The sequence below is a fragment of the Hymenobacter sp. B81 genome, assembly GCF_044628455.1.
Classification (GTDB): domain Bacteria; phylum Bacteroidota; class Bacteroidia; order Cytophagales; family Hymenobacteraceae; genus Solirubrum.
The window spans coordinates 1,440,329-1,452,935 of the sequence record NZ_JBIYZW010000001.1 but is presented as its reverse complement, the minus strand read 5'-3'; the positions used below and the strand labels follow the sequence as shown (position 1 = coordinate 1,452,935).

General features: G+C 63.2%; 6 protein-coding genes. 2 read left to right on the top strand and 4 right to left on the bottom strand.

Annotated features, from left to right (window positions below):
- Positions 1-507 precede the first annotated feature (507 nt).
- Entirely contained in the window at positions 508-1,371 is an 864-nt protein-coding gene (locus ACE191_RS06495) for a DUF2279 domain-containing protein (protein ID WP_400191375.1), read from the bottom strand.
- Between the two features lie 341 nt (positions 1,372-1,712).
- Here ACE191_RS06495 and ACE191_RS06490 point away from each other — a divergent pair, with 341 nt between their 5' ends.
- Entirely contained in the window at positions 1,713-4,529 is a 2,817-nt protein-coding gene (locus tag ACE191_RS06490) for an alpha-amylase family glycosyl hydrolase (protein ID WP_400191374.1), read from the top strand.
- A 93-nt stretch (positions 4,530-4,622) separates the two neighbouring features.
- Here the strand turns inward: ACE191_RS06490 and ACE191_RS06485 are convergent, their stop codons facing one another.
- Positions 4,623-5,468 (bottom strand): N-acetylglucosamine kinase, encoded by an 846-nt coding sequence (locus ACE191_RS06485; protein WP_400191373.1) that lies wholly within the window; start codon positions 5,466-5,468, stop codon positions 4,623-4,625.
- 475 nt (positions 5,469-5,943) lie between these two features.
- Between ACE191_RS06485 and ACE191_RS06480 the strand changes: the two genes are divergently transcribed.
- Positions 5,944-7,119 (top strand): T9SS type A sorting domain-containing protein, encoded by a 1,176-nt coding sequence (locus ACE191_RS06480; protein WP_400191372.1) that lies wholly within the window; start codon positions 5,944-5,946, stop codon positions 7,117-7,119.
- Between the two features lie 513 nt (positions 7,120-7,632).
- On the opposite strand, the gene ACE191_RS06475 is transcribed toward ACE191_RS06480, so the two are convergent.
- Both ACE191_RS06475 and ACE191_RS06470 read right to left on the bottom strand, forming a co-directional pair.
- A complete protein-coding gene (locus tag ACE191_RS06475; protein ID WP_400191371.1) occupies positions 7,633-9,282 on the bottom strand; it encodes a RagB/SusD family nutrient uptake outer membrane protein in 1,650 nt (549 codons plus the stop codon).
- 11 nt (positions 9,283-9,293) lie between these two features.
- A complete protein-coding gene (locus ACE191_RS06470; protein WP_400191370.1) occupies positions 9,294-12,317 on the bottom strand; it encodes a SusC/RagA family TonB-linked outer membrane protein in 3,024 nt (1,007 codons plus the stop codon).
- Positions 12,318-12,607: the final 290 nt, after the last annotated feature.

Below are 12,607 nucleotides of genomic sequence, written 5' to 3'. Positions count from 1 at the left end.
GTGGTGCCACGGCTCAAAGCCGTGGCACCACTACGTCTAAGCGGCGCTTACATTTACCACAACCCCACCGCTTCTCGAAGCGAGGGGCTTCCACCAGTGGATTTGCCCGGTGCTTCGAGAAGCGGGGCACATTTTCAGTCACGAAAGCCCGTTGCTTCTCGAAGCGGCAGGCTGCAACGGTTCGATTTGCCCGTCGCTTCTCGAAGCGGGGAGCTTCAACAGTTGGATTTGGGCCTCGCGAGTTGGCGCGGGGTGCATTTGTAAGACGAAAAGCCCCTCGCGACTTGCCGCGATGCATTTCAACAACCGCAAATGGGCCTCGCGACTTGCCGCGACGGGCTTCCGGGGTTCCGGAAATGCTTCGCGAGTAGTCGCGAGGCCCAAAAGCAGTTGCAAAAGCCCTTCGCGAGTTGTCGCGAGGCACTTCCGGATGTTGCGGAAGCCCGTCGAGAGTTGTCGCGGCGCATTTCCGGAACTCCGGAAAGGCACCGCGACGCAGCCGTATGGCTACCAGTACAGGCCGTGCAGCACCAGCCCGCGGCGACTGTTCACTTCCAGGGCAGGGGCGGGCAGGTGGAAGATGCTCAGGGCGTAGAACACCCGGCGCAGCGTTTTGCTGCGGGTGGGAATGCGGCGCAAATCCACGTCGAGCGAGAGGTAGTACTGGCGGTAGCTGCGCAGGCCGGCGGCGCGGTTGGCGTCGGCATCGTTGTAGAGCAGCTGCTGGGCGCCGTAGCCCAGGGCCGGCTGCAGCCAGCGGGGCCAGCGCGAGCCGGGCCGGAAGGCGCCCACGTCGGCCGCCAGCCAGTAGGTCTGCCCGTTGTAGTCCTTGAGCAGGCGCTCGGGCAGGTTGCGGCCCAGCACGTTGGGGCGGCGCTGGGCGTAGGGCGTGAGCCGGAACGAGACCTTGGGCATCAGGCGCACCTCGCCCCAGGCCAGCTCCTGCGTGAGCACCCCCGCCGCGCCCAGGAAGTTGGCCGCCAAGTCGGGGGCCGAGGCGCCGTAGGCCGGGTCGCGCCCGTCGAAGTACTCGATGGGACTCTGGATGAGGAAACCCGCCAGCGCGCCGTACCAGATGGCCTGACGGCGGGGCACGCCGGCCCAGCGCAGCATGTCCACGGCCCCGCGGCTTTCGTGGAAGGCGCCCCACAGGTGGCCGGCCTTGTCGACCTGCTTCCACTCGGGCCAGTCGTTGAACCAGTGCAGCTCGCTGCGCGGCCCGGTGTACCAGCTTTGGCTCAGGCCGTAGTAAAGCCCGCCGTAGCCCAGGGCAAAGCCACCCAGCAGCGGGGGCAGGCGCCGGCGGCGCAGCTGGGTCAGCGAGTCGGCCCGGGCGGCCGGCGCCGCCTGGGCCGCTTGCCCCGCCGCCACGGCGGACGAGTCGGGGCGACCCGAAATTTCCCCAATCGATTCCGAAATTTCCCCAATCGATTGCGCCCGCAACGTGCCCTCGGCCGCACCCGCTCCGGCAAAAAAAAGTAGCAGAAAAATGGCGCCTCCAAGTGGGGTTAGACGGGCCGGGAAGGGGAGGGGAAACAAGATGATGGTTGGATTAACGCGCTGAAAGACAGGTGTTAGAAAATTTTCCGGCAGTTGGCCAGCCGGCAAAGCTACGGACAAAGGCTGGCCCCGCACTGAGTCCAAAAACCGCCTGCCTGCGTACCTTTAGGAACCCCGTTTTGGTGACTAGTTCCTCACTCACTTTTTCATACATGAAAACACTTCGACTCCTCTACGGTTGGCTGCTGTTGCTCGGCGCAACCGTGGCGGCCCAGGCGCAGGTGGTGCGTACCCAGCCGGTGTTCTTCCGCGAAACCGACCCGGTAACCATCATCTTCGACGCCTCGCAGGGCAACGGCGCACTGGCCGGCTTTGCCGGTCCGGTGTACATCTGGACGGGCGTGGTGACTGACCGCAGCACCACCAACGTGCAGTGGCGCCACGTGAAGAGCACCAACTTCAACCAGGGCGACCCGGCCGCGCAGATGACTTCGCTGGGCAACAACCGCTGGAGCATCACGCTCACGCCCAACGTGCGGGCCTTCTACAACGTGCCGGCCAACGAGACGGTGCTGCGCCTGGCCATGATCTTTAAGAACGCCAGCGGCAGCCTGGTGGGCCGCGGCGACGGCGGCAGCGACATTTTCGTGGACGTGTTTCAGGGCGGCTACGCCGTGCGCCTGACCACCCCGCCCAGCGGCGGTAACCCGCAGTTTGTGGCCGCGGGCAGCACCGTGAGCATCACCGGCGAGGCCTCCAACACCAGCTCGCTGCTGAGCCTCTCGCTCAACGGCACGCAGGTAGCCCAGCAGGCCAACGCCAGCAGCATCACCGCCAACGTGACCTTCACCCAGCAGGGCCGCAACGTGGTGCGCCTGCTCGGCGCCAGCCCCTCCTTGTCGGCCTCCGACTCGCTGATTTTCATCGTGCGCCCGCCCGTGACCACGGCCGCGCTGCCCGCCGGCACCAAGGATGGCGTGACCTACCTGCCCGGCAACACCTCGGTGCGACTCAAGCTCACGGCCCCGGGCAAGAACTTCGTGTACGTGCTGGGCGAGTTCAACAACTGGCAGGTCGATCAGGCCTACTACATGAAGCGCACTGCCGACGGCAACGACTGGTGGGTGGACATTCCCGGCCTCACGCCGGGCCAGGAGTACGCCTATCAGTTCCTGGTGGATGGGCAGCTACGCGTGGCCGACCCGTACTCCGAGAAAATCCTCGACCCCAACAACGACCGGTTTATTCCGGCCGTGACCTACCCCAACCTGAAGCCCTACCCGGCCGGGCAGACGGGCATCGTGTCGGTGCTGCAAACCAACCAGGCGCCCTACCAGTGGACCACCACCGGCTACCAGCGCCCGAAGAAGACCGACCTGATCATCTACGAGCTGCACCTGCGCGACTTCATTGCCCGCCACGACTACCAAACGCTGGTCGATACCCTGGGCTATTTGCAGCGCCTGGGCGTGAATGCCATCGAGCTGCTGCCGGTCAATGAGTTTGAGGGCAACGACTCCTGGGGCTACAACCCCTCGTTCCACTTCGCCCCCGACAAGTACTACGGCCCGAAAAACGAGCTGAAGCGCCTCATCGACGAGTGCCACCGCCGCGGCATAGCCGTGATTCTGGACGTGGTGCTCAACCACAGCTTCGGCCAGTCGCCCATGGTGCAGATGTACTTCGACGGCAACAAACCCACGCCCCAGAGCCCCTGGTTCAACCCCGACGCCACCCACCCCTTCAACGTGGGCTACGACTTCAACCACGAAAGCCCCTTCACCAAGTACTACTCCAAGCGCGTGATGGAGCACTGGCTCCAGGAGTACCGCGTGGATGGCTACCGCTTCGACCTGTCCAAGGGCTTCACCCAGCGCAACAACCCCAACGACGTGGGCGCCTGGGGAGCGTTTGACCAGTCGCGCATCAACATCTGGCTCGACTACCAGACCACCATGCGCGCCGTCGACCCCACCGCCTTCATCATCCTGGAGCACTTTGCCGACGGCAACGAGGAGAAGGTGCTGGCCGACTCGGGCCTGATGATCTGGGGCAACCTGCACGGCGCCTACACCGAGGCCATCAAGGGCTTCGCCAACAACTCCAACATCATCGGCGGCTCGTACCAGAACCGCAACTTCCAGGAGCCCAACCTGGTGACCTACGCCGAAAGCCACGACGAGGAGCGCCTGCTGGTGTCGGCCCTCACGGCCGGCAACACTGCCAACCCGGCCCACAACGTGCGCAACCTGAACACGGCCCTGCAGCGCGCCGAAATGGTAGCCGCCTTCCTGGTGACCGTGCCCGGCCCGAAGATGATCTGGCAGTTCGGTGAGCTGGGCTACGACGTGAGCATCAACGTGAACGGCCGCACCGGTGCCAAGCCCATCCGCTGGAACTACTACGACAGCCTGGCCCGGCGCCGCGTGTTCAATACCTACGCCAGCCTGAACGCGCTGCGCGTGAACGAGCCGGCCTTCGAGTCGCGCAACTTCAACATCAACGGCCGCCAGGCCATCAAGACCATCCGCATCACCGACCCCAGCATGAACGTGGTCGTGGTAGGCAACTTCGGCGTGGTGGGCGACAGCGTGTGGCCCAACTTCCACAGCACCGGTAAGTGGTACAACTACCTGCGCGGCGACAGCATGGTGGTGACCAACCTCAACCAGCGCTACGCCCTGGCTCCCGGTGAGTATGCCGTGTACACCTCCAAGCGCGTGGCCCAGCCCGGCGTGGTGACGGCGGCCCGGCCGCAGCGCCAGGCCGCAGCCCTGCAGCTGAGCGTGGCGCCCAACCCGGCCACTTCCCGCGCCGCGGTGCATTTCGTGCTGCCCACGGCCTCGGCGGTGCAGGTAAGCCTGCTGGACGTGCGCGGCCGCCAGCTGCGCAGCGCCAGCCTGCCGGGCCGCCAGCCCGCCGGCGCGGTGCAGGTGCCCCTGCAGCTCGCGGGTCTGGCCCCGGGCGTGTACCTGGTGCAGGTGCAAACCAGCAGCGGCCTGGCCGTGACGCGCCTGCTGGTGCAGTAGCCGCTTGCGTAAGCCACGAAAAAGGGCCGCCTCAGCAGTGAGGCGGCCCTTTTTCGTGAACTCGCTTTCCGAGCGGAAAGCCCCGGTGCCGGATTAGCCAGCTACGTGGTAGTCCACCAAATCGTCGATGGGGGAGCGGATGATCTTGCCCACTTCCATGCCGTGGCTGCGGGCCACCTGAGCCAGGGCGTCGCGGAAGTTGTAGCCTACCGAGCCCACGCAATTGAAGGTGTACTCCTGGTAGCGCGGGTAGTGCAGCACCAGGTTCTGGAAAAACGTCTCGAAGCCCTCCCGCACGATTTCGCGGCAGTAGCTCACGTTGTTGTTGTCGTAGGCAAACTTGGCGAAGCTGGCCAGGAAGCGGTTGGGCAGCGGCTGGTTGTAGAGGCGGTCGAGAATGTCGTCGCGCGTCAGGTTATAGGTTTCGCGGAAGGTGTCCTGCAGGCCGTCGGGCAGCAGGTTGCGCAGGTAGTCGCGCAGCAGCCGCTTGCCGATAAACGAGCCCGAACCCTCGTCGCCCAGAAAGTAACCCAGCGAATCCACGTTGTAGGTAATCTGCTGGCCGTCGTAGAGGCAGGAGTTGGTGCCCGTGCCCAGAATGGCGCCAAAGCCGGGCTTACGGCCCAGCAGGGCGCGGGCGGCGGCCAGCAAATCGTGCTCCACCAGCACGCGGGCCTGCGGAAAAATCTGGCGCATGGCCTGGGCTACCTGCTCGGCCTTCTTGGCCGACGAGATGCCCGCGCCGTAGTAGTGCACCTCCGTTACCTGCGGCCGCGGCAGCGTGTCGGGCAGGTTCTTGTCGAGCGAGGCCGCAATGGCCGCCGTCGGCATGAAATCCGGGTTGTAACCCTCGGTGTTGAAGTACACGCGGTCGGGCGAACCTTCGGTGAGTTGGCACCAGCTCGATTTGGTGGAGCCGCCATCGGCAATCAGAATCATAGGCAAGCAGAAAGGCAGGCCGCAGCCCACCGGGTGAGAAATTCGGAACCAGGGGCAGGCGCTGGGGCCGCGCTCCGCTCCGCAAGCTACGGCGCCGGCTGCCTTGGGCGCAAACCCTGGGCAAGGGCCCGCGTAAAGACACCCAAAAAGCGGGCAGCGAGGCGGATTATTTGGCCCAATCGCCGCCATAAACCGCGAAGCGAAGCCGCTGAAAAGCCCATTTAATGATGGTAATTAAGGCTAATTGCCCCAGGTGACTAGGGTAAATTAAAATCCCAAACGATTGCGGTTAATGATTGTTTATATTTTAGAGTTATTATTGAAAATAACGCATTATCAGGGCCAAAAACTTTTTTTCTTTTCGGTCGTTGCTACATTTACCGATGCAAATGGCAAAAACCGGCTGCCTTATTTGGAGCCGTGTTTTGCCGCGGTTCCAGCTCGACATTTACCTCCCTTTTCTTTCCCTTTTCTCATGAAAAAAATCTTTACCCTCGCCGCGGCCGGAGCTTTGGCTACCGCGTCGCTCACCGCTCAGGCGCAAATCACGCTCGACGGGGTAGTGAATGCCAATGAAATTGGCTCGGCTGCTGCCGGGCAGTACGTTTCGCTGGGCGCTTACAACCAGCCCCACCCCTCCGGCTTTGGCGACTGGGGTCTGCTGCGGATGTACGCTGCCAACACCAGCACCAAATTGTACTTCTTCCTGGCCGGCACGCCCGAAAACAACGGTAACGGCTTCCACCTGTACATGGATTTCCCGCACCTGAACCGGGTGCCCGACGCCACGCCGCTGCCCACCATCACCGGCACCGACCCGGCTGCGCCCACGATGTTTGAAGTGAAGGGCACCGAGCCTGGCGTGGCCGGCATGGTTCTCGACATGCCCGTTGATGCGGCCCTGGCGCTGAAAGGCGACGGTGCCAATTTCATCCCGCAGGCGCTGATGTTTACCTCGGCCACCGCTGGTACGGCTACCAACCTGACGCCCACTATCCCCACGGCAGCCGGCGCTCCGCAGACCATCAACGCATCGGCTACCACCGGGGCTTTTGCTCCCCTGGCCGGCATGCGCATGGCTTTCCGCACCACCAGCACCGGTAAAGTAACCGACAACCCCGGTGCGGCAGTGCCCAACCCGGGTGGGGCCGGCTCCTACGGCTGGGAAATTGAGATGGACCGCGCCGCCCTGGGCCTGCCTGCCGGTGCCAACGTGATTCGCCTGTTTGCCGGCTACGTGGCCAACAGCGGCTACTGGTCGTCGGACGTGATTCCGGAAATTCCCGGCAACACCACCAACCTCGAAAATACCCCCGACTTCTCCCTGGAGCAGGGCACGCAGGCCGCTACCTTCAACGTAGTGGTAACCAGCAGCCGCCAGGCTGCCGAAGCTGCCGTAGCTATGGGCGTGTTCCCGAACCCCTCGGCCGACAAGACCACCATCACCTACCAGGTGCTGGGCAAGTCGCAGGCCGTGCAGGTGGTACTGACCGACCTGATGGGCCGCACCGTGCGCACCCTGCACAACGGCACTGAATCTGCCGGCTTCCACAACCTGGAAGTATCGAAGCAGGACGTATCGGCCGGCACCTACCTGGTGAAAGTTCAGGTGGGCGACAAAGCCGCTACCCGCAAAGTGGTGCTGCTGTAAGCTTACTTAAGCCAAAACCCAAAAGCCCGCTGCCGAATGGCAGCGGGCTTTTTTGTGGCCTCTTTTCAGCGAAGACGGGTTCCGGACCCAGACCCGGGCAGAGGAGCAGCCTGAATACTGGTACTGGTGCCGAGGCTTGCCACGTTGCGAACAGTAGACCTGCGCAGTTGCTGCTATCCGCAATACATCAATCCAGCCCGGCTGCGGGCGGGGTTGAGCACGCCCCGCCGGTATGCTGTTGCTTTCGGCTTTTGGCGCGGCTCAACATCCAAGAGCAAATCAACAGGGTACTTTGCTTTCGGATGTTGACCCCGCTCTAAAACCGAGAGCAGCGGAGGTACCCAGAACGCGTGGGAGCGACTTTTACCCCGGCCGCCGCGCGGCGCCAGCAAACCGGCTGCCGTGCCGGGAACTGGTCTACTGAGGCCAATCAGGCTTCGGCTGATAGAGATGGACATAAAAAAAGCCTTCCCAATTACGGGAAGGCTTTTTTTATGCGAGGCCGGAGCCGGCTTAGTAGCCGGGGTTCTGGCGCAGGTTGGGGTTGGCCGTCAGGTCGGTCAGGGGGATGGGGTACAGGTTGTAGCGCGCATCCACCGGCTGACCGTCGCGCACGTTGCCTTTCCAGGGCCAGTTGTAGGTGACGCCGGGGCCGGCGAAGCGGTTGTAACGGATCAGGTCGGTGCGGCGGTAGCCTTCCCAGTACAGCTCCCGGGCGCGCTCGTTGAGCACAAACAGGGGCGTCAGGTCGGCGTCGCTGATGTTGCCCGAGGTGTTGCCGTAGGCGCGCACCCGCAGGGCGTTGATGTAATCGACTGCCGTACCGCGGCTGCCGCCGGCGGCACCGCGGGCGGTGGCTTCGGCGTACATCAGGTACACGTCGGCCAGGCGCATCAGCGGGAAGTCGGTGTCCACGTGCACGCGGGTCGGGTCGTTACCCGGCTGCAGGTTAGTGGGCGTCGAGGTCGACTTCAGGTTGGTGAACTTGGGTACAGCCCAGCCGTTGCTGCGGAAGTTGGTCAGGTTGCTGATTTCAATGCTCTGCCCGCGGTTGAAGAAGATGGCGCGCTTATCGGGGAAAGCCTTGATGTTGGCGCCGTTGGCCAGGCCGAAGGCGTTGGGCAGGGTTTTCTTGGCCCGAATGCCCGACCACACCTCGTTTACGCCCAGCGAATCGGGCAGCAGCTGGTTGCCACCGGCCGCCTTTACCAGGAAGGTGGTGCCGCCGAAGCTCTGGGTAAAGCGGCCGTCGATGACGATGGGGAAGATGAACTCCTGGCGCGAGGTTACGTCGTTGTCGGCCTTGAACATGTTGGGGTAGTTGGGAGCCAGCGAGTAGCCGGCGCCAATTACCTTATTGGTGTAGGTGATAACGTCGGCGTAGCGCGGCGTGCCGGTGTAAACCTCGGCGTTGAGGTACAGGCGGGCCAGCAGCGTCCAGGCCGCGGCCTTATCGGCCCGGCCGTACTCGTTCTGACGCGCGTTGATCAGCTCGTTCTCCAGGGCCTTCAGCTCCGACTCGACGTAGCCGAAGAGCTGGGCGCGGTTGTACTGGGGCGGCAGGAACTTGCCCAGCGGGTCGTTTTCCGTCACGAAGGGCACGTTGCCGAACATGTCCAGCGCGTGATAGTAGCTCAAAGCGCGCAGGAAGCGGGCTTCGTTGCGGTAGTTCTTGGCGTTGGTCAGGTCGTTGCCCGAGATGCCCCGCTCGCTGAGCTTGGCGTCGCTCATCTGGCGGATGAAGTCGTTGCACAGCGCAATCTGGAAATAGATGCGGTTGTACATGTACTGGGCGAAGCCGTTTTCGGGGCCCCAGTTCAGGCGGTTCAACTCCTGGATGGCGCCGTCGGTCCAGGCCACGGCGGCCTCGTCGGAGGGCAGCTCCTGCAGCTTCCACAGCAGGCGCGAGTAGGAGGTAGCCCCTTCGTCGTCGCCCTGCAGGTCACGGGTGATGTCGCCAGTAGTAGCCTGGCCGGTTACCACCAGGCCGGCGTAGAGGCGGGCCAGCGCGCCCTTTTGGTTAGCGGGGCTGCTGAATACCGATTCCGTGTTCAGATCGTAAAACGGTTCCCGGTCCAGGTCCTTCACGCAGGAAACGGTGCCCAGGGTTAGCGTAGCGGCCAGACCGAGCGTGGCCAGACCGCGAATGCGTAACGTGTTCATATGCGGGGAAATTAGAAGCCTACGTTCAGCCCAAAGGTCACCGTGCGGGGACGCGGGTAGAAGTTGTTGTCAATGCCGTTGAAAATCTCGGGGTCGATGCCCTCGTATTTGGTCAGAACGAACACATTCTGAACCGCTACCGACACGCGAAGGTTCGTTGACTCCTTGATTAAGCTGCCCAGATCGTAGCCCACCGTGAGGTTGTCCATGCGCACGAACGAAGCGTCCTTCAGGTAGTAGTCCGACTGGCGGAAGCCGGTGCCGGCACCCGTGAAGCGGGTCTCCAGAATGTCGCGGGTGGAGTTGCGCACGAAGGGCTGAGCCGGGTAGATGGAGGCAAAGTTGGCGGCGTTGGAGTTTACGTTGTCGTACACGTAGTTGCCGAGGTACGAGCGCAGCGTGAAGGCCAGGCTGGCTTTGCCGTAGGTCAGGTTCGAGCCCAGGCCCAGCACGGCCTGCGGGTTCGGCGACTTGTAGCGGTAGCGGTCGGCCGGGGTGATGGTGCCGTCGCCGTTGCGGTCCACGAACTTGTTATCAACCGGCCGGCCGTTCTCGTACACCTGCTCGTAGACGTAGAACGAGTTGATGGGGAAGCCGATGGAGTTGATCTGGATGTTGGTGCCCGTGCCGCCGGCCACGCCGCCCACTTCCACGCCGGGGCTGCTGGGGTTGTCCACCAGGTTCAGGCGGGTAAGCTTGTTGCGGTTGAATGTGGCGTTGGCGTTCAAAGTCCAGTTAAACTTCTCGCCCTGGGCCACGATGCCGGTCAGGCCCAGCTCGACGCCGCGGTTTTCCAGCGAGCCAATGTTGGTCAGCACGCGGTTGGAGAGGTTGGAGCCGGCTGCGGTTTCAATGCGGTTGAGCAGGTCTTCCGTTTTGCGCAAATACACGTCCACGGTACCCAGCAGGCGGCCGTCGAAGAAGCCGTAGTCCAGACCCGCGTTGTAGGTGGTGGTTTCCTCCCACTTGATGTTGGGGTCGAAAGAAGCCGGGCGCAGGGTGGTGTAGTACTGGTCGCCCAGCTGGTACTGCACCGTGCCGCTGCCTTGGCTGTAGCGGGCCAGGGCCGGGTAGTCGTCGCCCACGTCCTGCTGGCCGGTGATGCCGTAGCCCACGCGGAATTTCAGCTCCGAGAAGGTAGTGTTGTCCACCAGGAAGTTCTCACCCTTCACGCGCCAGGCCAGCGCGGCGGCCGGGAAGTAACCCCACTTGTTGTTGGCAAAGCGCGACGAGCCGTCGGCGCGCAGCGTACCGGTGAACAGGTAGCGGTCCTTCAGGTTGTAGTTGACGCGGGAGTAGAACGACACGAGCGTGTTCTGACTCTTGGAGTCGTTGTCACGCACCTGGGCGGGGTTTACCAGCTCGCGGTTGGCGTTGTAGTTGAACTCGAAGGGGCGGTAGCGAATAAAGTCCTGGTAGGAGTAACCGCCCAGCACTTCGAGGCGACCCAGCTCGTTGGGCAGGTCCTTGCCGTAGTTCAGGTAGAACTCCAGCAGCTTGTTGTCGCGGTCCTGGGAGTAGCGGTTGTTCACGCCGCGGTTGTTGTACTCCGAGAATTCCGTGGCCGGCACGAAGGTCGAGCCCTTGCTGCGGCTGATGTCGTAGCCCAGGTTCAGGTTGGCGCGCAGGTCGGGCAGGAAGTGCAGCTTGTAGTCGAGCTGCAGGTTGCCGATGCTGCGCTTCACCGTGCTCAGGTCGCGGCGCTGCTCCAGGCGGGCCAGCGGGTTCGACGGGGCCAGGCCCTGCGGGGCGTTGGCGGTGGTCAGGTACTGCTGGTAGCCGCCGTAGGGGGCGTAGCGGGCGCTGTCGTTGAAAACGGGCAGCGTAGGGTTGAAGAAGATGGCGTTGGTGATGACGCCGGCGTCGGCGAAGCGGTTGTCGATGATGGAGCCCTTCACGTTGGCGTCCACGCGCAGGTGGCCGTCGAGCAGCACGGGCGTGATGCCAATGGACACGGACTTACGCTCCAGGTTGTTGGTTTTGAGCACGCCGTTCTGGTTGAGGTAGCCCACCGATACGCGGTAGGGCAGGGGGCCGGCGTTGCCGGTCACGCTCAGGTTGTTGTCGGTGGTATAGGCCGTGCGGTAAATCACGTCCTGCCAGTCGGTGTTGGCGGTACCCAGGAAAGAGCGCGTGACGGGCGTGGAGTAGGGGTTGCCGGTAGCGTCGACGATGGATTCGTCGTTGATCAGCCGGCGGAACTCGTCGGCCGACAGCACGTCAATCTTGCGGGTGTTCTTGGCGACGGAGAACTGGGTGTTGAAGTTTACCCGGATTTTCTCGCCCGCCAGCCCTTTCTTGGTGGTGATGAGGATAACGCCGTTGGAGCCGCGCGAACCGTAGATAGCGGTGGCCGAGGCATCCTTGAGCACCGTCATCGTCTCGATGTCGTTGGGGTTGATGAGGCTCAGCGCGTTGGGCGAGCCGGCCAGCTCGGTGTTGTCCACCGGCACGCCGTCGATGACGATGAGCGGGTCGTTGCTGGCGTTCAGCGAAGCGCCGCCGCGGATGCGAATGGCCGAGCCCGAGCCCGGGGCGCCGCCATTGGAGGTAATCTGCACGCCGGCCACCTTGCCGTTGATGAGCTGCTCGGGCGTGGAAATCTGGCCCTGCACGAACTCGCGCTCGGTTACCGTGGCCACCGAGCCGGTTACGTCCTGGCGGCGCTGGGTGCCGTAGCCCACTACCACGGCCTCGCTGAGCAGGGTCGTGTTTTCGGCCAGCGTGGCGTCGGCAATGGTGGCCGTCTGGCCGGCCGTTACCGTCACGGGCAGGCGCTTGGTGGTGTAACCCACGAACGAGGCCACCACGGTCTGCGGGCCGGCCGGTACGTTCTGGATCAGGAAGCCACCTTCCGAGTTGGTCGAGGTGCCCAGCTGGGTGCCCTCAACCAGTACCGTTACCCCGGGTAGCGGCAGGTTTTTGTCGTCGAGCAAGCGGCCGCTGATGGCGCCCGTTTGGGCGGCGGCGCTCAGGCTGCAACAGACGAGCAGGAATAGCAGAAACCAAAGTTTCGGCGTGTACGGTTGTTTCATGGGGAACATGAAGTGGTTGGGAGTGAAAAGCGGCGGGGAAACGGGGACGAGAAGGGGGCGGAAAGACTTGGGGAAGGGCGTGGGCAGGCTTTTTCTTGCATTTTACGAGCAACACCCGCGCCTCAGACAGGAATTAACTCCGCAAGATAAAGTTTTGATAAAGTCAATTACAACTACAGCTAATATAGCTCGACAGCGGTATTGCCGGGCAAAAGTAATTTCTGAAATCTTTTGCCCGGAAAAATGCCCTGAAAGGTGCCTGGGGCGGCACAGGCGCGGGGGAATTCTTT